Annotated in this window: 20 protein-coding genes and 3 pseudogenes; 4 read left to right on the top strand and 19 right to left on the bottom strand. The window is 74.0% G+C overall.

Going from position 1 to position 19201, the window contains the following annotated elements:
• The first annotated feature begins 17 nt into the window (after positions 1-17).
• Entirely contained in the window at positions 18-1307 is a 1290-nt protein-coding gene (locus FIV44_RS02805; RefSeq protein WP_141003162.1) for an HNH endonuclease signature motif containing protein, read from the top strand.
• A 227-nt stretch (positions 1308-1534) separates the two neighbouring features.
• On the opposite strand, the gene FIV44_RS02800 is transcribed toward FIV44_RS02805, so the two are convergent.
• From FIV44_RS02800 to FIV44_RS31715, 3 genes and pseudogenes are all read right to left on the bottom strand, one after another.
• Entirely contained in the window at positions 1535-2170 is a 636-nt protein-coding gene (locus FIV44_RS02800; protein ID WP_141003161.1) for an alpha/beta hydrolase, read from the bottom strand.
• Positions 2167-3477: a cryptochrome/photolyase family protein gene (locus FIV44_RS02795; RefSeq protein ID WP_141003160.1), complete on the bottom strand. Its 1311-nt coding sequence runs from the start codon at positions 3475-3477 to the stop codon at positions 2167-2169. The genes FIV44_RS02800 and FIV44_RS02795 overlap by 4 nt, the downstream gene beginning before the upstream one ends.
• 45 nt (positions 3478-3522) lie before the next feature.
• A pseudogene (locus tag FIV44_RS31715) lies at positions 3523-3687 on the bottom strand (GMC oxidoreductase); the annotation flags it as partial.
• Positions 3688-3738: 51 nt separating this feature from the next.
• Here FIV44_RS31715 and FIV44_RS33015 point away from each other — a divergent pair.
• On the top strand, positions 3739-3870 hold the full coding sequence (locus tag FIV44_RS33015) for a hypothetical protein (RefSeq protein WP_281285800.1): 132 nt from the start codon (positions 3739-3741) through the stop codon (positions 3868-3870).
• Between the two features lie 14 nt (positions 3871-3884).
• Here FIV44_RS33015 and FIV44_RS02785 read toward each other — a convergent pair whose 3' ends face one another.
• Together FIV44_RS02785 and FIV44_RS02780 are read right to left on the bottom strand one after the other, a co-directional pair.
• Entirely contained in the window at positions 3885-5297 is a 1413-nt protein-coding gene (locus FIV44_RS02785) for a phytoene desaturase family protein (protein ID WP_141003158.1), read from the bottom strand.
• 92 nt (positions 5298-5389) lie between these two features.
• A complete protein-coding gene (locus FIV44_RS02780) occupies positions 5390-5683 on the bottom strand; it encodes a DUF3556 domain-containing protein (RefSeq protein ID WP_141003157.1) in 294 nt (97 codons plus the stop codon).
• Positions 5684-5859: 176 nt separating this feature from the next.
• On the opposite strand from FIV44_RS02780, the gene FIV44_RS02775 reads away from it, so the two are divergent.
• A complete protein-coding gene (locus FIV44_RS02775; protein ID WP_141003156.1) occupies positions 5860-6258 on the top strand; it encodes a homing endonuclease associated repeat-containing protein in 399 nt (132 codons plus the stop codon).
• Here FIV44_RS02775 and FIV44_RS02770 read toward each other — a convergent pair.
• From FIV44_RS02770 to FIV44_RS02705, 13 genes and pseudogenes are all read right to left on the bottom strand, one after another.
• Positions 6153-7367, bottom strand: coding sequence for a hypothetical protein (locus tag FIV44_RS02770; RefSeq protein ID WP_141003155.1), 1215 nt, complete (start codon positions 7365-7367; stop codon positions 6153-6155). The two genes, FIV44_RS02775 and FIV44_RS02770, sit on opposite strands and share 106 nt — an antisense overlap.
• 27 nt (positions 7368-7394) lie before the next feature.
• Positions 7395-8435: a DUF1304 family protein gene (locus tag FIV44_RS31710; RefSeq protein WP_246086777.1), complete on the bottom strand. Its 1041-nt coding sequence runs from the start codon at positions 8433-8435 to the stop codon at positions 7395-7397.
• Complete coding sequence (locus FIV44_RS02755) at positions 8432-9280, bottom strand: SDR family oxidoreductase (protein ID WP_246086776.1); 849 nt, start codon at positions 9278-9280, stop codon at positions 8432-8434. Before FIV44_RS02755 ends, FIV44_RS31710 begins: the two co-directional genes overlap by 4 nt.
• A pseudogene (locus FIV44_RS02750) lies at positions 9277-10181 on the bottom strand (ABC transporter substrate-binding protein). The gene FIV44_RS02755 and the pseudogene FIV44_RS02750 overlap by 4 nt, the downstream one beginning before the upstream one ends.
• Entirely contained in the window at positions 10178-10846 is a 669-nt protein-coding gene (locus tag FIV44_RS02745) for an ABC transporter permease (RefSeq protein WP_141003153.1), read from the bottom strand. Before FIV44_RS02745 ends, FIV44_RS02750 begins: the two are co-directional and overlap by 4 nt.
• Positions 10847-10856: 10 nt before the next feature.
• Positions 10857-11495 (bottom strand): ABC transporter permease, encoded by a 639-nt coding sequence (locus FIV44_RS02740; protein WP_141003152.1) that lies wholly within the window; start codon positions 11493-11495, stop codon positions 10857-10859.
• The gene (locus tag FIV44_RS02735; RefSeq protein WP_141003151.1) at positions 11492-12304 is read right to left on the bottom strand and encodes an ATP-binding cassette domain-containing protein; all 813 of its coding nucleotides are present in this window, start codon (positions 12302-12304) and stop codon (positions 11492-11494) included. Before FIV44_RS02735 ends, FIV44_RS02740 begins: the two co-directional genes overlap by 4 nt.
• A gap of 163 nt (positions 12305-12467) precedes the next feature.
• Positions 12468-12863: a nuclear transport factor 2 family protein gene (locus FIV44_RS02730; RefSeq protein WP_246086984.1), complete on the bottom strand. Its 396-nt coding sequence runs from the start codon at positions 12861-12863 to the stop codon at positions 12468-12470.
• The gene (locus FIV44_RS02725) at positions 12860-14863 is read right to left on the bottom strand and encodes an NADPH-dependent 2,4-dienoyl-CoA reductase (protein ID WP_141003150.1); all 2004 of its coding nucleotides are present in this window, start codon (positions 14861-14863) and stop codon (positions 12860-12862) included. The genes FIV44_RS02730 and FIV44_RS02725 overlap by 4 nt, the downstream gene beginning before the upstream one ends.
• Before the next feature lie 31 nt (positions 14864-14894).
• A pseudogene (locus FIV44_RS02720) lies at positions 14895-15404 on the bottom strand (PadR family transcriptional regulator); the annotation flags it as partial.
• A 103-nt stretch (positions 15405-15507) separates the two neighbouring features.
• Positions 15508-15660 (bottom strand): nuclear transport factor 2 family protein, encoded by a 153-nt coding sequence (locus FIV44_RS02715; RefSeq protein ID WP_141003149.1) that lies wholly within the window; start codon positions 15658-15660, stop codon positions 15508-15510.
• An 85-nt stretch (positions 15661-15745) separates the two neighbouring features.
• Entirely contained in the window at positions 15746-16606 is an 861-nt protein-coding gene (locus FIV44_RS02710; RefSeq protein ID WP_141003148.1) for an SDR family oxidoreductase, read from the bottom strand.
• Positions 16607-16628: 22 nt separating this feature from the next.
• A complete protein-coding gene (locus tag FIV44_RS02705; protein WP_141003147.1) occupies positions 16629-17327 on the bottom strand; it encodes a winged helix-turn-helix transcriptional regulator in 699 nt (232 codons plus the stop codon).
• A gap of 107 nt (positions 17328-17434) precedes the next feature.
• Here FIV44_RS02705 and FIV44_RS02700 point away from each other — a divergent pair, with 107 nt between their 5' ends.
• Complete coding sequence (locus tag FIV44_RS02700; protein WP_141003146.1) at positions 17435-18583, top strand: acyl-CoA dehydrogenase family protein; 1149 nt, start codon at positions 17435-17437, stop codon at positions 18581-18583.
• A gap of 6 nt (positions 18584-18589) precedes the next feature.
• Here FIV44_RS02700 and FIV44_RS02695 read toward each other — a convergent pair whose 3' ends face one another.
• A complete protein-coding gene (locus FIV44_RS02695) occupies positions 18590-19123 on the bottom strand; it encodes a hypothetical protein (protein WP_141003145.1) in 534 nt (177 codons plus the stop codon).
• Between the last annotated feature and the right edge of the window lie 78 nt (positions 19124-19201).

Here is a 19201-nt window from a genome sequence, read left to right as displayed (position 1 = left end):
GTGGGAGAATCTGTGTCATGGATCTCGGAACCCGGCCCCGTACGACGGCAGCACTGCTGTCGCGGGTCGGTGCGCGGATCCAGGCCCGTGACACCCTGCTGATCGAGGAGTGGCAGGACATCGTCACCTGGGCCAGCGACCACGTCGTCGTCGGGCCGGAGGGTGCGGCGACGATCACCGACGGGTTTCTCGATACGGGGGTCCCGATCGCCGGGGACGGGGCGCCGTTGGTGTCGGAGTTCGCGCTCATGGAGCTCGTCGCCGTGCTCGGACGCTCGCCGGACGGTGGACGCGCCTATGTGGGGCGGGTCATCGAATGCGCCTGGCGGCTCCCGACCGTCTATGCCGCCGTGATGACGGGTCGGCTCACCCCGTGGCGGGCCGAGCGGATCGCGGACCTCACCCACGCCTTGAACGCCGACGCGGCCGGGTTCGTGGACCGGCAGCTCGTCCACGCCTCCGGGGTCGGGTGGGCCCAGTTGGACCGGCTCATCGCCGAAGCGATTCTCCGGTTCGACCCCGAACGCGCCGAAGCCGAGCGGGAGGCGGCTGCGGACCAGCGGTATGTGGAGGTCGGGGACCCCGACACCCACGGCAACACGAACGGGATCGTGCACCTCGATGCCGTGCTCGACGCCGCTGACGGACACGACCTCGAGGTTGCGATCGCCCGCCGCGCCCGTCTGCTCGGGGACCTCGGCAACGACGCTCCGCTCGATGTGCGGCGCTCGGTCGCGCTCGGGGAGTTGGCCCGGGCGGACCTCACGCTCGATCTGGAGGGTTCGCCGGGCCGCAAAGCCGTCGTGAACGTCCACATCACCGACACCACCCTGACCGGCCACAACCCCGTCGGCAGATGGGAAGACCAGCAGGTCCCCGTGTCGAGCGAGCAGATCCGCAAGTGGCTCGGCACCGCCTCGACCGTGATCGTGCGACCGGTGATCGATCTGGCCGACCACGTGCCGATCGACTCCTACGAGATCCCCGAGCGCCACCGCGTCCAGGTCGCTCTGCGCGACCATGCGTGTCGGTTCCCGCACTGCACCAGACCAGCCACCCGCTGCGACCTCGACCACGCCCGACCCTACGGCGAGGGCGGGCCTACCTGTCCGTGCAACGAGGTGGCCCTGTGCAGACGCCATCACCGGGCGAAAACCCACTCCGCGTGGTCCTACGACATCGTGATGCCCGGCTCCTACATCTGGACCAGCCCCAACGGCTTCACGTTCCGTGTCGACCACCGAGGCACCCACCCCATCCACCACGCGACCGACCCCGCCGGCGACCCAGCGCCACCCGACGAGTAGCCACCCCGCCCCGCACCCCGCAACCCGACGGTTGCGGGGACGCAGGCGTGTCCAGACCCGATTCTCAGCACTGCGATCCCCGCGACCACCGCAACCCCAGGCCGACGACCACCAACGACCCGACCCCGGACAGCGGCGATCAACCAACCACCGTGACCCCAGCGGACCGCAACCACGTCATCGGTCAATCAAAGACCCGCACCGAGCAAACCCACAGCCCGAGCAGATCACCCGCCGCCAGCAGAGCAGAGGACCTCCCGCACCCCGGCCGCGGCGTACGCGTTCCACAACGGCACCCGCCGCAGCAGGTAGTGCCCGACGGCGCCCATGTCGGTGAACTCGGCGTCGGCGACCTCGGCCGCGCGGGCGACGTAGGCGCGGGTGGCGCGGGCGGAGGTGATCCGATCGAGGCGGCCGTGGGCGGCGCGGAGCATCTTGCCGGCCAGCGGGGCGACGGGGTCGTCCGGGGGCAGCCAGGGGGCGAGTGCGACGACGCCGCGGACGCCGGGGTGGTCGGCGACGGCGACGCCGGTCCGGGCGCCCATGGAGTGGCCGAGGACGGCGACGGGGAGGTCGTGGGTGCGGGCGAGCTCGTCGAGGGCCCAGCGGGCGTCGGCGACGGGTGCGGGGACGGGGCCGTGGCCGGCGTTCCAGCCCTTGAGCCGGTAGCGGAGCAGGACGACGCCGATGCCGTCGGCGTTGAGACCGGCGGCGAGCTGGCGGGCCAGGGCGCGACCCCGGCGCCAGGACAGGCTGCGGCCGTCGACGGGACCGGTGCCGCGCTCGGCGCCGCCGTGCAGCACGAGCGCGAGGGCCCGGGCGCCCTCGGGCAGCCAGGTGTCGGTGAGCGTGGGCGCCGTCATCCGTGCCGCCGCAGCAGCTGGTAGGCCTCGAGCGCGGCGGCCCGCTGCTCGGCGTGGTCGACGATCGGCTCCGGGTAGTCACCGAGCGAGGGGTCGGCCAGCTCGGGCACCCAGCGCCGGACGTAGGCGCCGTCGGGGTCGAACTTCCTTCCCTGGGCGGTCGGGTTGAAGATCCTGAAGTACGGCGCCGCGTCGGTGCCGCAGCCTGCGACCCACTGCCAGTTGTGCTGGTTGCTGGCGAGGTCGCCGTCGACCAGGTGCTCCATGAAGTGCCGGGCGCCGTGCTGCCACTCGACCTGGAGGTCCTTGACCAGGAAGGACGCCACGATCATCCGCACCCGGTTGTGCATCCAGCCCTCGGCGAGCAGCTGCCGCATCCCGGCGTCCACGATCGGGTACCCGGTGCGGCCGGCCGCCCACGCGTCGAGCCGGCGCCGGCGCTCCGCCCCGGTGACATAGGGCAGGTCGCGCAGCTCGGGCCGGAAGTACTCCCGCGCCGACCCCGGCCAGGCGTGCAGGACCTGGGCGTAGAACTCGCGCCAGGCCAGCTCCTTGCGGAAGGTCGCGGCGTGGGGGTTGCGCGCGTCGATGCCGGCGAGGATCGTGCGCGGGTGGATGCTGCCCCAGCGCAGGTGGGGCGACAGCCGCGAGGTGGCGTCCAGGTCGGGGCGGTCGCGGACGTCGTCGTACGGCGTGCCGCGCCACTCCTCCCAGCGCGCCAACGCCGCGGCCTCGCCCGCCTCGGGCAGGTCGATCCCGGAGACGACCGGCTCCTCCGGGAGATCCGAGCCCGGCGCACCCACCCAGTCGACCGCCGCGGGGTCGGACTCCGCGGGCGCGCGCCAGCCGTGCTCGACCCAGGCCCGGTGGAACGGCGTGAAGACCCGGTAGGGATGCCCGGAGCCGGTGCGCACCCGCCCCGGCGCGACGGCGTACGGCGACCCGGTGCGCACGAGCGGGACATCGCCGAGCGCGTCCGCGACCTCGTCGTCGCGGGCCGCGCCGTACGGTCCGAAGTCGGCGCTGACGTGCACCCCGCGCGCGTCGACCTCGGCGGCCAGGTCGCGCACCACCGTCGCGGGCCGGCCACCGCGGACGACCAGTCCCGGGCCGTGCCGGCGCAGGTCGGCGTCCAGGGCGCGCAGGGTGCGCAGCAGGAACGCCCGCCGGACCGCGCCGGAGGGCGCGAGCAGCGCGTCGTCGAGGACGAACAGAGGGAGGACCGGCCCGTCCGCGGCGGCGGCCAGCAGGGCGGGATGGTCGCCGAGCCGCAGGTCCCGCCGGAACCACAGGATGCTCGGTCTCACCCCGCCATGCTGGCAGACGGCTGATGACGGCCGACGACGGCCGGTTCAGGCACCGCCCCGGATCAGGTCGGCGGCCTTCTCGCCGATCAGCATGGTCGGGGCGTGGGTGTTGCCGTGGGTGACCCGCGGCATCGCCGAGGCGTCGGCGACCCGCAGGCTCGCGTCCAGCACGCCCTCGCCCTCCGTCCCCATCCGCGCGGTGCACGGGTGGTCCGCCAGGTGCGCGCCGACGTGCGGGTAGTCGACCACGGGGGCGATGCCGTGCTCGGCCAGGTGGTCGGCGGGCCCGATGCCGGAGAGCAGCAGCTCGGCGGCCGGATCACCCGGGACGCCGCCCGGCTCGAAGCGTGCCTGACCTGGCTCGAGGTGTACGGCGCCGCCGCGCTGGACTGATTCCCCGCGGGGAGTCAGCCCAGCCCGAGGTCCTTGATCGCCAGCCGGGCCGCGCGGTACCCCGCCATGCCGTGGGCGCCGGGACCCGGAGGGGCGGCGGCCGAGCACAGGTAGACCCCGCGGACGCCGGTGCGGTAGGGGCTCCGGCCGGGGCGCGGCCCGAGGAGCAGCGCGCCGGGGGACTTGGCACCGGTGAGGATGTCGCCGCCGACGTAGTTGGCGTTGCCGGCCGCGAACTCGCCCGGGCGGGTCACCCGGAGGTCGACGATCCGCTCGCGGAACCCCGGGGCGAAGCGCTCCACCTGGTCGACGACCGCCTCGGTCGCGTCGCCGTCGTACCCGGCGGGGACGTGGGCGTAGCTGTAGACCGGGTGGACGTCGCCGCGCGAGCGGGAGGGATCGGCGAGGTACTGCTGGCCCAGCAGGACGAACGGGCGCTCGGGCATCCGCCCGGCGGCGACCGCCTTCTCGTTGGCGATGATCTCCGCCGGGCCGCCGCCGAGGTGCACCGTGCCGGCGCGGCCGACCTCGGCGTCGCGCCAGGGCACGCCCTGCTCGACGGCGAAGTCGACCTTGTAGGCGGCCGGGCCGTAGCGGTACCGGCGGTAGGCGCGCCGGGTGCCCGCGGGCAGGCGGTCGGCGTACAGGCCGAGGGCGGCCGACGGCGAGAGGTTGAGCAGCACGGCGCGAGCGGGCGGGAGCTCGACGGCGGAGGTGACCGGCACGCCGGTCTCGATCTTGCCGCCGAGGTCGACCAGCGCCTTCGCCATCGCGTCGGTCAGCGCCTGGGTGCCGCCCACCACGACGGGCCAGCCGTCGTGGTGGCCGGCCGTCAGGATGCCCATCCCGATGGCCGAGGACACGATCTCGGTCAGCGGGCGCATGGCGTGGGCGGTGGTGCCGAGGAAGAGCGCACGGGCCTGCTCGGTCCGGAAGAGCCGGGCCAGGAGGGCGGCGGGCAGCAGCGTCGGCGTACCGAAGCGCCCCAGCAGGAGCGGGTGGCGGGGCAGGTGCACGACAGGGCCGAGGATGTCGCCGGCGAGCCGGTCGTAGGCGCGGGACGGCCCGCCGAACAGCAGCCGCCACCGGCGGGCGTCCGCCCCCAGGCCGGACGCCGTCGCGTCCACGGAGCGGTGCAGCAGGGCAGGCGCCGCGTCGTCGAGCGGGTGCGCGGCGTCGATCTCCGGCCACGCCCACTGCAGCCCGTAGCGGTCGAGGCCGGCCAGCGCGGGCGACTGCAGCGCCATCGGGTGGAACGCCGCGCAGTGGTCGACGAGGATGCCCTCGCCGAACGGCTGCGTGGTGCGGGTCCCGCCGCCGATCTCGTCCCGCGCCTCGAGCACGGTGACCTGCGCGCCCGCGCGGGCCAGGGTCAGCGCCGCGGCGAGCCCGTTGGGCCCGCTGCCGATCACGATGGCGTCCGTCATGGCACGACGGTACGGCGGGAGCGGGGTCCGGCCCCATGGTCCGCGCGGCCGGACTTGGGTGCCGCCCTTTGGTCGTCGCACACAAGACGTTCTCAGGGCGCGCCCAGCAGGACCGCGCGCCCCAGCCAGTGGCAGGCGGTGAGGGCCAGCTCGATGGCCTGCCGGTCGGAGCTGATCGAGCGTCCCAGCGCCTTCTCGGCCGAGGCGATCCGGTACTTCACCGAGTTCTTGAGCAGCTTCACGATGTAGATCGTGTGCACCACCTTCTGGGTGCCGAAGCCGTTCTCGGCCCAGAAGGTGGCGAGGAAGCGGATCCGCTCCTGGTGCGGGCGCCTCAGGAACTCCGCAGGGTCCACCTGCGGGACAACGGGGGTGAGGAAAGGCATCGGTCTGGCTCCTTCGGTACGGGCCCGCCGCAGCGGGTGCACCGACGGTAGGTTCGCGGGCGTGCGGTCGGTCACGGCCGCGACGACCGAAGATCCGCCCGGCCTTCGTCCGTCACCGACAAGTGACCCCCGTCACGGCTCTCCGTCACCTTCGAAAGGTGGCTACGGTGGGCCCCATGCGGGTCCCCGAGTTCTCCGACGAGCAGATCGCCGCCGACCTCGCCGCCGCGGCGGCCGAGCTCGGCGAGCCGCTCACGGCCTCGGCGTACGACGGTTGGCAGCGGCCGCGCGACGCCGCCTCGCCGGCGCTGCTGATCCGCCGGTTCGGGTCGTGGAACGCCGCCTGCGCCCACGCGGGCGTCGCCACCAACAAGACCCGGTCCACCAGCCGCCGCTGGAGCGACGACGACGTGGTCGCGATCGTCGCCCGCTATCTCGCCGCTCCCGGCAGCACGGGGTCGTTCGCCGACTACGCGGCGTGGGCCAAGGAGCAGGACGGTGTCCCGAGCGGCGCGACCCTGCGCCAGCGCTTCCCCTGGGCCGAGGTCAAGCGGCGCGCGACGGAGCTCTCGTGACCGCCGTCGTCGACGGCCGGACCGCCGCCGCCCTGCGCGACCACGCGGCGGGGCTCCGCGAGCGGCTGGGGCTGGCGGAGGCGCCGATCCTGTCGGCGACCGGACTGTGGCTGCTGCTCGGCGCTGTGGCGGAGGCGGTCGAGGAGCCCGCGGACCGGGCCGCGCTCGAGGCGGTGCTCGGCGTGCCCGCCGGCGACGCGACGGCCGCCGTCACGGCCCTGCTCGCCGATCCGCATCCCGCCGTCGGTGCCGCCCTCGGCGGCTGGGTGCGGCCCGACCTCTCGCTGCTGCGGCCGGTCCCCGGGCCGGTGCCGGTCGGGCCGCTGCCCGGCCAGCCCGCCCTGGACGCGTGGGCGCGCGAGCACACCCGCGGCCTGATCCGGGCGTTCCCGCTCCGGGCCGACCCGCGGATGCTGCTGCTCCTCGCCTCCGCCCTGGTCACCGAGCCACGCTGGCGCGAGCGGCTGGCCACCGACCGCGACGGCCGGCTGCTGCTGGAGGACGGGCTGCAGGCGGTCGTCGCCACCGAGGCCGCCGGCCCGGTCGGGGTGGCCGGCCCGCCCACCGACGACGGCATCGACGTCCTCAGCGTGATCGCCGCTCCGGACCTGCCCGCCGCGGACGTGTGGCGGGCCGTCGACGAGGTCGTCTCCCGCCGGCTCGGCGGGACGCTCGCGCCCGGCTCGCGTCCGTCCGGTCCGCTCGGCGACGGCCACGCGTGGCGGGTCACCGAGGGCGTCGAGTCGTTCGTCGCCTGGCAGGCGCCCGAGGAGGGCGCCGAGCTGTGGACCAGCCGCCTCCCGGCCTGGCACGCCGAGGCCCGCCACGAGCTGACCGCCGCCCCCGGCGTCGCCGAGGCCGGTCGCGGCCTGGCCGGCCTGCTCCCGCCGGAGGCGCTGGCCGACGGGCTCGACCTGCGCTGCGTGCAGGCGGCGACCGCCACCTACGACGCCGACGGGTTCCGGGCCGCCGCCGTCACCGCGCTCGGGATCCGGGCGGCCGGCATGCCGTCGTACGTCGACCGGAGGGTGCGGCGGGTCGTGCTCACCTTCGACCGGCCGCACGCCCTCGTCGCCGTCGCCCGCGGGGAGCGTGGGAGGGCATGCCACTGTTCCACGCCTGGGTCCGGCCCTGAACTACGACGGTGGGTAGGGCGCGGCCTTGAGCAGCGCCGCCAGGTGCGCGGCGTTGGCGGCCAGGGTCGTGGTGGTGCTCGCGGTCTTCTCCGGCTCGGGGTCGAGGTCCTGGTAGTCGGTGCCCTGCATCGCCTCGCCCACCCAGTAGGTCACGCCGTTGGCGGGAACGGTGAAGCCGACGTCGCTGAGCGCCTGGTAGACCTCCGCGGACACGTGGTGGGCGCCGTCCTCGTTGCCGACGACGGCGACGCCGGCGACCTTGCCGTAGGTGAGCATGCGGCCCTCGTCGTCGGTCTCGCTCAGCTCGGCGTCCAGCCGCTCGAGGACCAGCTTGCACACCGCGGACGGTTGGCCCATCCAGATCGGCGTCGCGATCACCAGGATGTCGGCGGCCAGCACCTGGCGCCGGATCCCGGGCCACTCGTCGCCGTCGCCCTCGTCGGTGCTCACCCCGAAGGCGACGTGGTGGTCGGCGATGCGCACCAGGTCGCCGGTGACGTCGTGGCCGCCCAGCGCCTCCAGGACGCGCCGGCCGAGGAGCTCGGAGCTCGACGTCGCCGGCGACGGCTTGAGCGTGCAGCAGAGCACGAGGGCGCGGAGCTGGTCGTCGGCTCGGTTCTCCATGGGCCGGGAGGTACCCGGACGGGGGTGGGCCAGCCGGTCAGAGTGCGAGGGCGAGCAGCACCACGGCGACGAGCGGGAGCGCGAGCTGGGTGATCGCGGAGCGGGCCTTGTCGGGGAGGACAGCAGGAGCACCAGGCCGGCGGCGACCATCGACCCAGCGCCGGTGAACACCAGCGTCGCGCCGACGGTGTCCTCGTCCACGGCGTACGCCACGATGCCGCCGGCGGTCACCACGGCGAGGAAGAGGTTGTAGAAGCCCTGGTTGAAGGCCAGCTCCTTCGTGGCCTCGGCCTCCGCCTCGGTGGTGCCGAAGGTGGCGCGGGTGCGGGCGCTGGTCCAGGTCAGCGACTCCATCACCCAGATGTACACGTGCAGCAGGGCGGCCAGCCCGGCGAACACCAGCGCGACTGCGGTCATGCCGGTGATTGTGGCGTGCGCCCGAGGTACGCCGCCAGTCCCGTCGGCGCCCGGCCGGTGAGCCGCGCCACGTGGTCGGTGACCGCGGCGAGCTCGCCGCGGGCGATCGCGGTGTAGGTGGAGACCCAGGCGTCGTACTGCCACGGGGGTGCGTCCCACCGCCGCCGCGACGCGTAGGCCTCCTCGACGGTCTCGTCGTGGTAGGTCACCGGCCGTCCGGTGTGCTCGGCGATGATCGCCGCCACCTCGGCGAGGGTGAGCGCCTCGGGGCCGGTCAGATCGTAGGTGGCGCCGGCGTGCGCGTCGGGCCGGAGGAGGACCGCGACGGCGCTCGCCGCGACGTCGTCGCGGGTCACCGCCGCCAGCCGGCCGTCGCCGGCCGGACCGCGGATCACGCCGTCCTCGCCGACCAGGTCGGGGAGGAGGTCGAGGTAGAGGCTGTCGCGCAGGAAGGTGAACGCCATCCCGGAGGCACGCAGGTGCTCCTCGGTCGCCCAGTGGTCGCGGGCCAGGGTGAACGTGGCGTCGGCCGCCGCACCCTGGAAGGACGTGTAGACCACGTGCTCCACGCCGGCGGCCGCGGCGGCGTCGACGAACGCGAGGTGCTGCTCGCGCCGGTCCGCCGCCTCGGCGGCCGAGACCATGAGGAGCGTGCGCACCCCGGCCAGCGAGGCCTCGGCGAGCCCGCGGTCGGCGTACGACGTGGGGGTGACCGTCGCGCCCGGGAGCTCCGGCGCGCGGGCCGGGTCCCGGACCAGCAGCCGCTGCGCGACGCCGCGCGACGCGAGGGCTCGGGCGACGCGTCCCCCGAGCCCTCCCGTCGCGCCGGTGACGGCAAGCGTCACAGCAGCCCTTCTTGCTCGAGCCAGTCCTTGGCGATGGTCGCCGCGGGCAGCTGCTCGTCGACGCTGCGGGCGTCGAGGTCGACCAGGTCCTCCGGCGACATCGCGGCGCTCACCTTGTTGATGATGCCGGCGGCCTCGTCGCTGACGTCGTCGCTGGCGACGGGGACGACATTGGAGGCCAGGAACAGGCCCTTGGTGTCCTCGAGGGTCACCAGGTCGTTCTTCTTGATCGACGGGTCGCCGGTGTAGATGATCGCCAGCTGGATGTCGTCGTCCTTGAGCGCCTTGACGGTGAGCGGCCCGCCGCCGTCCTCGATGGGCGTGAAGGACACGTCGACGCCGTAGGTGTCCTTGAGGCCCTTCGGCCCGTTGGGGCGGCTCTCCGCCTCGGAGTTGGCGCCGAAGACCAGGGGTCGGTGACCTTGGCCAGGTCGTCGATGGTCTCCAGGCCCCACTTCTCGGCGAAGGCGCGGGTGACGACGTAGGAGTCCTGGTCGGTGGCCGGGGACTGGTCGAGCACGCGCAGCCCGTCGGGGGTGGCCTCGACCAGCGCGTCGTAGACGTCCTCGGACAGGCGCGCCTCGGTGTCGGGCTGCCAGACCTGCAGCAGCGGGCCGGTGTACTCGGGGAAGAGGTCGATCGAGCCGTTCTCGAGCTCGGGGAGGTAGGCCTCGCGCTGGCCGATCTTGAACTGCCGGTCGACCTTGATGTCGGCGGCCTCGAGGGCCTGGGCGTAGGCCTCCGCGATGATCTCGTTGGAGTAGTAGTCCTGGGAGCCGATCACGATCGTGTCGCCGCCCTTGTCGCCGGAGCTGAGCGGGTCGGAGTCGTCACCTCCGCAGGCGGTGAGGGAGAGCGACGCGACGGCGATCAGCAGCAGGCCGATGCGGGTGCGGGTCATGACGGAACCTTTCCTGTGGTGGGACGGCTGGCCCGCTGGAGGGCAGCCATGGTGAGGTCGAGCAGGAGCGCCAGCGCGGCCACGAGCAGCGCGCCGGCGAGCATCTGGGCGTAGTCGCGGGACTTGAGGCCGGCGAAGAGGTAGCGGCCCAGCCCGGTGTCGGAGATGTACGCCGCCAGGGTGGCCGTCGCGACGATCTGCAGCGTGGCGGCGCGGATCCCGCCGAGGATGACGTCGGCGCCGAGCGGGATCTCGACCCGGGCGACCAGCTGCCACTCGCTCATGCCGACGGCGCGGGCGGCGTCGACGGCGCCGCGGTCGGCCGCCTCGATGCCGGCGTACGCACCGGCGAGCAGGGAGGGGAAGCCGAGCGCCACGAGGGCGAGCAGCGGCGCCTCGATGCCGATGCCGAGCGCCAGGCCGAGCAGGGTGAGCAGGCCGAGCGTCGGGACGGCGCGGACGGCCCCGGCGAGCGCGACGACGACCAGCCGGCCGCGGCCGGTGTGGCCGATGAGGACGCCGAGGGGGAGCGCGACCACCGCGGCGATGCCGACGGCGGCGAAGGTGACCAGCAGGTGCTGGAGGATCCGGTGGTCGATGCCGCCCGGGCCGCCCCAGTGGGAGCCGTCGGCGATCCAGGAGAGCGCGTCGCCGAAGAGGTTCACGTGGTCACCCCTACGGGACGGTGGCCCGCCACGGCGTCACGAGCCGGCCGAGCCCGACGAGGAGCAGGTCGAGCGCCACCGCCAGCAGCATCGTGCCGACCACGCCGGTGACGATCTCGGCGCGGATGTCGCGCTGGAAGCCGTCGGTGAGCAGGTTGCCGAGGCTCGGGATGCCGACCAGGGCGCCGATCGTCACCAGGCTGACGGTGCTCACGGTGATCACCCGGACCCCCGACAGCAGCACGGGTACGGCGAGCGGCAGGTCGACCTTCCAGAACAGTCCCGTGCGGGAGTAGCCCATCGCCTCGGCCGCCTCGCGGACCCGGCCGTCGACGGAGCGGAACGCGTCGGCGGCCGTGCCGGCGAGCAGGGCGGTGCCGTAGACGGCCAGCGCGACGATGAGGGTCAGGCCGGAGCGCAGCGGGATGCCGAGCAGGACCGGGATCACGATGAGCAGGGGCAGCGCGGGGACGGAGTAGAGCAGGCTCGCCGTGCCGAGGACGACGGTGCCGGCCCGGGGCCAGCGCCAGGCGATCCGGCCCAGCACGATCGCGATCAGGACGCTGATCACGACGGCGGGCACCGACAGCCGGACATGCTGCACCAGCATGTCGAGGACGTAGTCGACATTGGCGGTGAGCCAGCTCATCCGAGGACCCCGACCGGCCGGCCGTCGCCGTCGACCACCAGGTTGCGGCCGTCGACCTCGACGGTGCGCAGCGCCCGCTCGGCGCGGTCGGACCCGATGAAGTCGCGGACGAAGTCGTCGGCCGGCGCGGCCACGATCTCCTTGGGCGTCCCGGTCTGCGCGACGATCCCGCCGGTGCGGAGGATCACGACGTCGTCGCCGAGCCGGAAGGCCTCGTCGATGTCGTGGGTGACCAGCACGATGGTCTTGCCGAGCTCGGCCTGGAGCTGGAGCAGCTGGTCCTGCAGGCCCCGGCGCACGATCGGGTCGACGGCGCCGAACGGCTCGTCCATGAGCAGGACGTTGGGCTCCGCCGCCAGCGCCCGGGCCACGGCCACGCGCTGCTGCTGGCCGCCGGACAGCTGGGCGGGATAGCGGCGGCCGAGCGCGGGGTCGAGACCCACCAGCTCGAGCAGCTCGAGGGCGGCGGCGCGCGCCGCGCGCTTCGGCGTACCGGTGAGGACCGGCACCGTCGCGACGTTGTCGACCACCCGGCGGTGGGGGAGCAGGCCGCCGGCCTGGGGGACGTAGCCGATCGAGCGGCGCAGCTCCACCTTGTCGAGGGTGCGCACGTCGCGGTCGTCGATGAGGACGGTGCCGGTGGTCGGCTCGACCATCCGGTTGACCATCCGCATCAGCGTGGTCTTGCCGGAGCCGGAGGTCCCGACCAGCGCGAGTGTGCGGTGGGAGGGAACGGTGCACGAGAAGCCCGTCACGGCGACGGTGCCGTCGGGGTAGGTCTTGCCGACATCGCGGAACTCGATCCCCATGCGGGGAACCCTACGGTGCGGCGGGGACAACGGGGAGGACGTCCGCGCCAGTCCCTTCCGGGTACTGCCCTCGGTGTTGCCGGGTACCGCCCAGGACGACCGACGAGAGGAGCACGGGCCATGAGCACGATCGAGAAGTCCGTCAGCTCGAGCCTCCGCCCGCTCAGGCCCCGCTCGCCATCGCGACGATCCGGTCGAACCGGGCGGCCATCTGCCCGGCCAGTGCCTGCGCCGCCTTGAGCGGGCGGACCATCACGGTGAATTCGGTGATCAGGCCTTCCTCGTCGAGGACGAGGAAGTCGCAGCCCGTGAGCTGCAGGCCGTCGACGGCCGCCTCGAAAACCAGGGCGTGCCCGTCGTCGTCCTGCAGCTCGCGCACGTAGCGGAAGTCCTCGAAGACCTCGATGACGTGGGCGAGGATCGCGCCGGTGATCGCCCTGCCCTCGTACGGCTTGTGGGCGACGGGACTGCGGAAGACCACGTCGTCGGCCAGGCAGGCGCGCATCGCCTCCACGTCGCGGGCCTCGACGGCGGCGCGGAAGGCGCTCCCGGCGCTCACAGCGCCGCCGCCAGCTCGGTGCCCTGCTTGATCGCGCGCTTGGCGTCCAGCTCGGCCGCGACGTCGGCCCCGCCGATCAGGTGCACGGAGCCGGGGAAGCCGCCGGCGACCAGCTCGTCGTACAGGCTCCGGACGGACTCCTGGCCGGCGCAGACGACCACGTGGTCGACGTCGAGCACCTGCGGGGCGCCGTCGACGGTGATGTGCAGGCCCGCGTCGTCGACCAGGTCGTAGGAGACGCCGCTGAGCTGGTGCACGCCGAGGTCCTTGACCACCGCGCGGTGCACCCAGCCGGACGTCTTGCCGAGTCCCTTGCCCTGCGCGGACTCCTTGCGCTGCAACAGCCACACCTCGCGCCTCGGGTCGCGCGGCGCCTTGTCGGTCACCCCACCGCGGACGACGGCCGGGTCGGCCACGCCCCAGTGCGCCTTCCACTCCGCCAGGGACTCCTCGCGGTGCGCCAGCAGCTCGGTCACGTCGAAGCCGATGCCGCCCGCGCCGATCACGGCGACCCTGGCGCCCACGCACACGCGGCCGGTGATCGCGTCCGGGTAGGACACCACCTTCGGGTGGTCGATGCCGGGGATCGCCGGCGTGCGGGGCGCGACGCCGGTGGCGACCACCACCTCGTCGTACCCGGCGAGCAGGTCGGGGTTGGCGCGGGTGGAGAGCTTCACGTTGACGCCGAGGACCTCCATCCGGCGGCGGAAGTAGCGCAGCGTCTCGGCGAACTCCTCCTTGCCGGGGATCTGCATGGCCAGCCGGAACTGGCCGCCGAGCTCCTCGGAGGCCTCGAACAGGGTCACGTCGTGGCCGCGCTCGGTCGCGCTCACGGCGGTCGCGAGGCCGGCCGGACCGCCGCCGACCACGGCCACGCGTTTGGCGCGCCGGGTCGGGCTGAGCACCAGCGTGGTCTCGTGGCACGCGCGCGGGTTGACCAGGCAGGACGCCCGCTGCGCCTTGAAGGTGTGGTCGAGGCAGGCCTGGTTGCAGCCGATGCAGGTGTTGATCTCGTCGGCGCGACCGTCGCGGGCCTTGGCGACCAGGTCGGCGTCGGCCAGGAACGGGCGGGCCATCGAGACCAGGTCGACGCCCTGCGCGAGGACGTCCTCGGCCAGGTCCGGGGTGTTGATCCGGTTGCTCGCGCAGACCGGGATGCCCAGCTCCTGCTTGATGCGCAGCGTGCTGTCGACCCACGCGCCGCGCGGGACGCTGGTGACGATGGTGGGCACCCGCGCCTCGTGCCAGCCGATGCCGGTGTTGACGACGCTGGCGCCGGCCGCCTCGATCCGGTGCGCGAGCTCGACGGTCTCGTCCCAGGTCTGGCCGTCGGGGACCAGGTCGAGCAGGGACATCCGGTACATCACGAAGAAGTCCGGCAGCTCCTGGCGGATCCGGCGCACGATCTCGACGGGGAAGCGCATCCGGCTCTCTGCGGAGCCGCCCCACTTGTCGGTACGACGGTTGGTGCGGGCGGCGAGGAACTGGTTGATCAGGTAGCCCTCGGAGCCCATGATCTCGACGCCGTCGTACCCCGCCTTCTTGGCGAGCCGCGCCGAGTCCACGAAGTCGTCGATGGTCCGCTCCACCGCCCTCCCGGAGAGGGCGGACGCCTTGAATGGCGTGATCGGCGACTTGGTCGCGCTGGCCGAGACGCTGAACGGCGTGTAGCCGTAGCGGCCCGCGTGCAGCAGCTGCAGCGCGATCCGCCCCCCGTTGGCGTGGACCACCTCGGTCACCCGCTGGTGACGGTGCGCGTTGAGGCGGGTGGTCATCTGCGAGCCGAACGGCAGCAGCCAGCCGCGCACGTTGGGGGAGTAGCCGCCGGTGACGATCAGGCCGACGCCGCCGGCCGCGCGCTCGGCGAAGTACGCCGCCAGCTCGTCGACGTGCCAGGGCCGGTCCTCGAGCCCGGTGTGCATCGAGCCCATCACCGCACGGGACTGCAGCTCCAGGCCGCCGACCGTCGCGGGCGTGGTGAGGAGGGGATAGGCGGTCATCGGGACTCCTGGGGGCGTGGGCGTCGAGGTACTCGGTCAGCCAGCGGATCCAGAACTCCTCCATGAGGAGGCCGCCGCGCAGCACGAGGTAGATGTCGAGGTCGGCGCCGGCGAGTGCGCCGGGGTCGGGGAAGTCGCGGGCGGCGAGGTACTCGTAGAGCGAGAGCCGCTTGGTGTGCTCGTCGAGCTGGCGGCGCAGGTCGTCGAGCAGGGCTGCGCGGTCGCCGTACGACGCCCCGCGCATCTTGACGCTGACGCTGCTGCGCATCGCGTCGGGCGTGGTGGGCTCGGCGATCCAGCGGGCCAGCTCGGCGCGGCCGGCGTCGGTCACGTCGTAGACCTTCTTGGTGGGCCGGTCGGACTGGGCGACCGACTCCGAGGAGATCCAGCCGTCGCCCTCCATCCGGCCCAGCACGCGGTAGATCTGCTGGTGGGTCGCGGACCAGAAGAAGCCGATGGACGCGTCGAAGCGCCGGACCAGGTCGGAGCCCGATGCGGCGCGCTCGCTCAGCGACACGAGGATCGCGTGCTCGAGGGCCATGCCTCTCAGGATGCCCCAGGCCGAGCCACTATGCAACTAGTTGCGCAACTCGTTTCAGGCTGGGGGTTGCTGTCTGCAGGAATCGCCGCTGAGGCGGTGATTCCTACGCTTGTTGGCCGTTGCAACGGCCAACAAGCGCCAGAACCGGTCGACAAGTGGTGCGGTGATGGGTCTTGTTGGCGATCCGCCAGACGCCGTCGACGCGCAGTAGGACGAAGGAGTCGGTGAAGACGTCCGAGCCGTGGTGCAGTGTCATCGTCGCGGGACCCGGTGACCCCGGTGCCGTCGGCGTCGAGCCGGGCGAGAGCCCGCGGAGACGGTGGCCGCGCTGCTGGCGGCGTTCAACGCTGCGCTCGGAACTCCTTCATCCGGTTGAGGTAGCGGCGCAGCCGCACCGCTGGCACCGCGCGCGGCCAGTCGTCGGCGCGGAACCATGCGTCGGAGCCGCCGTCGACGAACACCACGCTGCCGCACAGGAAGTCCGCGGCGTCGGAGAGCATGAACACGACCCAGGCGGCCAGCTGGCCGGGATCGCCGAAGCCGCCGATCGGCACCGGGAAGGACCTGATCCGCTCGGCCTCCTCCGGCGTCGCGAGCTGCTGCTCGAGCAGGGGCGTGCGGATCGCGCCGGGCGCGATCGCGTTGAGCCGGATGCCGGCGCCGGCCCAGGCGCGGGTGACCGCCTCGCGTCGTACCCACTGGCTGACGGCGATCTTGCTCGCGCCGTAGGCGAAGGTGGGCGCCATCCGCCCGAACCGGTCGAGGGTCCGCAGCGCCCTCGGGACGTCGCGGTCCAGCAGGGCGCGGACGGCGCGCCGCGGCACCATCGGCACGGTCGTGGTGGAGTTGCTGGAGAACACGACCACCTTGGCCCGTCCGCTGCCGGCCGCGGCGAGCGCCGGGCGCCAGGCGTCGAGGAGCTCGACCACGCCGAGGTAGTTGACCTCCGCGATCAGCCGCGACCGGTCCCGGCCCGGCGCGGGCCCGAGGCCGGCGGCGAGGACCGCTCCGTCGAGGACGCCGCCCGCGCGGTCGAGCACCTCCCGGGCGGCGGTCGTGCGCCCACCGGGCGTGGACAGGTCCGCGGTGACGTCGGCCGCCTTGATGTCGACGCCGATGACGGTGTGGCCGTCGTCGGCGAGGCGGGCGGCGACGGCCGCGCCCATGCCGGAGGCCGCGCCGGTGACTGCGTAGGTACCCACGGCGCGAACTCTAGAACAGGTTCTAGTGCGCGGGCGCGCGGTCCGCCCGTTCCCGCGTGACCGCCGCCCACGGGCTCCACAGGAACCAGGACGGCAGGGCGACGGCGAGCCGGGGGAGCCCGACGACCTCGATCCGGCCGGCGGCGACGGCCTCGTGCCAGGTGCAGTAGCCCTGGAAGACGTCGGCGAGGGCCGGGGTCGGACCGGCGACCGTCAGGTCGATCTCGAACCCGGGGTGCTGCAGGCAGACCGAGACCTCGGTGCGCTCCATCACCAGCCAGATGGTCGTCACATCGGGGGCGGTGTGCCGGAACTCCACGACGGTCCGGCCCGGGGGCAGCCGGTCGAGGTCGACCCGGCGGTGCATCCACCACATCAGCGTGGTCGGTGCCACGTCGTGCGGCCGCAGCTCGTCGAAGAGCCACTCGATCGCCCAGCGGCCGAGGCTGTCGATGACGCGCTCGAGGTCACGGCCCGCCGCCGTGAGGTGGTACTCGCTGCCGCGGCCGCTCGGCGCCGGCCAGGTCTCGAGCACGCCCCGGCGCTCCAGGTGGCGCAGCCGCTGCACCAGCAGCGAGCGCGAGATGCCGGGCAGGGCCCGGGCGATGTCGTTGAAGCGGGTGTTCCCGAGCACGAGCTCCCGGACGATCAGCGGCGTCCACCGGTCGGCGACCACCTCGGCGGCCATCGAGACGGGACAGTAGGTGCCGTAGTCGGGCATCTCCCCATGGTGCTCCCGCGGCGGGGCGTCCGGTAGTCCAGAACCTGGACCGGCGAGGTCACTTTCCTGGACTGGAGGGCCGGATCCGCCGGTCGGACAGTGGATCCATGACGACCACCGCCCCCACGCACCCCCGCCCCGTCGCCCGCCCCCTCGCCCGCGCCGCGAAGATCGGCCCGCGCATCGCCGCCCACGCGGCCCGCCACGACGCCGAGGGCAGCTTCGTCGCCGAGGCGTACGACGAGCTGCGCGCCGCCGGCCTCCTCCGCGCCGCCGTCCCCGTCGAGCTGGGCGGCGACGGCGCCGGCGTCGCCGAGCTCAGCGAGCTCCAGCGCGAGCTCGCCCACCACTGCGGGTCGACGGCGCTCGCCAGTGCGATGCACCAGCACGTCGTGGCGTTCACGGCGTGGCGCTACCGCCGTGGCCTCCCGGGCGCCGAGGCCACCCTGCGCAGGGTCGCCGAGGACCAGGTGCTGCTGGTCTCCACCGGCGGCGGCGACTACACGCACCCGCAGGGCGAGGCCGTCGCGGTCGACGGCGGCTACCGGGTCACCGGACGCAAGCGCTTCGCCAGCCAGTCGCGACACGGCGCCGTGCTGTCGACGATGTTCTGCCTCGAGGACCCCGAGCGAGGGCGGCGCGTGCTCAACATGGCGGTGCCGCTCGCCGCCGACGGCATCACCGCCGCCGACAACTGGGACACCCTCGGCATGCGGGGCACCGCGAGCGACGACATCGACCTGGTGGACGTGTTCGTGCCCCACGAGAGGGTCCTCGCCGACCGGCCCTGGGGCGTGGTGGACCCGCCGCTGCAGGTCATCTCGAGCATCGCGTTCCCGATCGTCAGCGGCGCCTACCTCGGCGTCGCGGAGGCGGCGTACGACGCCGCGGTCGCCGCCGCCGCGCGCCGGGCCGGCGACGTGCTGGTCCAGCGCCAGGTCGGCGCGATGCGCTCGCGGCTCCAGGCGGCCCGCTGGGCGCTCGACGGAGCCCTCCGTGCGGTCGGCGACGATCCCGAGCCCGCCCGGGAGACCGTCCTGGCGGTGATGGCCGCCAAGGCCGAGGTCGCCCGGGCCGGCGTCGTGGTGTGCGACCTCGCGATGGAGGTGGCCGGCGGCGCGGCGTACTTCCGGGGCTCGGTGATCGAGCGGTGCTACCGCGACGTCCGCGCGGCGAAGTTCCACCCGTTCACCCCGGAGCAGACGCTCCTGCAGCTCGGTGCCGACGCCCTCGGGCAGCCGACCGCGATCACCTGAGCCCGCTCAGCGCCGGCCGCCGAGCACGCCCGCGTCGTACGCCTTGAGGACCGACGCCTTGTCGTCCTCGCTGAGGGTGCCGTCGGCGACGGCCTCGTCGAGCCGCTCGACGAGATCGGTACGACGCTGCGCGGCGCGGGCCGCGCGGACCTCCGCCAGCGCGGCGGTGACGTCGTCCTGGTCGACGCCGAGCTCCTCCGCGAGCGCCTGGGCGAAGGCGTCCTCCCGCTCGGTGCGCTCGGCGTCGGTGGGCCGGGATGTCGGCCGGGAGGACGCCTTCAGCTGCTCGCGGACGGCGGCCACGGCCTTCTCGACCTCGTCCTCGCTCACGCCGAGAGCCTCGGCCAGCGCGGCGGTGTCGACGCCAGGCCCGTGGCCGTGGCCACCGGGACCGCCCGGGCCGCCCGGGCGCTTGCCGCTCGCCGTGCTCGGCGTGGAGGTGTCGTCGTCGGCCGACGCGGACAGGGTGGCCGCGGTCGCGCCGCCGGCGACGGCGCCGGCGGCCAGCAGCGCGGCGGCGCGCATGCGGTACTTGCTCATCGGGTGCTCCTCTCGTCCCGCCCGCCTTCGCGGGCGTGCCCCGACTCTCGGCGCCGGGGCTGGGCTCCGGCTGCGGCG

The organism is Nocardioides humi (assembly GCF_006494775.1).
GTDB lineage: Bacteria > Actinomycetota > Actinomycetes > Propionibacteriales > Nocardioidaceae > Nocardioides > Nocardioides humi.
Note: the sequence above shows the minus strand (reverse complement) of the source record. Positions and strands in the feature narration are given on the sequence as shown.

Bases quoted from the DNA above. Each gene is read 5' to 3' on its own strand.
- FIV44_RS02805 (WP_141003162.1), top strand. From the start codon at position 18: ATGGATCTCGGAACCCGGCCCCGTACGACGGCAGCACTGCTGTCGCGG.
- FIV44_RS02800 (WP_141003161.1), bottom strand. From the start codon at position 2,170: ATGACGGCGCCCACGCTCACCGACACCTGGCTGCCCGAGGGCGCCCGG.
- FIV44_RS02785 (WP_141003158.1), bottom strand. From the start codon at position 5,297: ATGACGGACGCCATCGTGATCGGCAGCGGGCCCAACGGGCTCGCCGCG.
- FIV44_RS02780 (WP_141003157.1), bottom strand. From the start codon at position 5,683: ATGCCTTTCCTCACCCCCGTTGTCCCGCAGGTGGACCCTGCGGAGTTC.
- FIV44_RS02775 (WP_141003156.1), top strand. From the start codon at position 5,860: ATGCGGGTCCCCGAGTTCTCCGACGAGCAGATCGCCGCCGACCTCGCC.
- FIV44_RS31710 (WP_246086777.1), bottom strand. From the start codon at position 8,435: ATGACCGCAGTCGCGCTGGTGTTCGCCGGGCTGGCCGCCCTGCTGCAC.
- FIV44_RS02740 (WP_141003152.1), bottom strand. From the start codon at position 11,495: ATGAGCTGGCTCACCGCCAATGTCGACTACGTCCTCGACATGCTGGTG.
- FIV44_RS02735 (WP_141003151.1), bottom strand. From the start codon at position 12,304: ATGGGGATCGAGTTCCGCGATGTCGGCAAGACCTACCCCGACGGCACC.
- FIV44_RS02725 (WP_141003150.1), bottom strand. From the start codon at position 14,863: ATGACCGCCTATCCCCTCCTCACCACGCCCGCGACGGTCGGCGGCCTG.
- FIV44_RS02715 (WP_141003149.1), bottom strand. From the start codon at position 15,660: ATGACACTGCACCACGGCTCGGACGTCTTCACCGACTCCTTCGTCCTA.
- FIV44_RS02705 (WP_141003147.1), bottom strand. From the start codon at position 17,327: ATGCCCGACTACGGCACCTACTGTCCCGTCTCGATGGCCGCCGAGGTG.
- FIV44_RS02700 (WP_141003146.1), top strand. From the start codon at position 17,435: ATGACGACCACCGCCCCCACGCACCCCCGCCCCGTCGCCCGCCCCCTC.
- FIV44_RS02695 (WP_141003145.1), bottom strand. From the start codon at position 19,123: ATGAGCAAGTACCGCATGCGCGCCGCCGCGCTGCTGGCCGCCGGCGCC.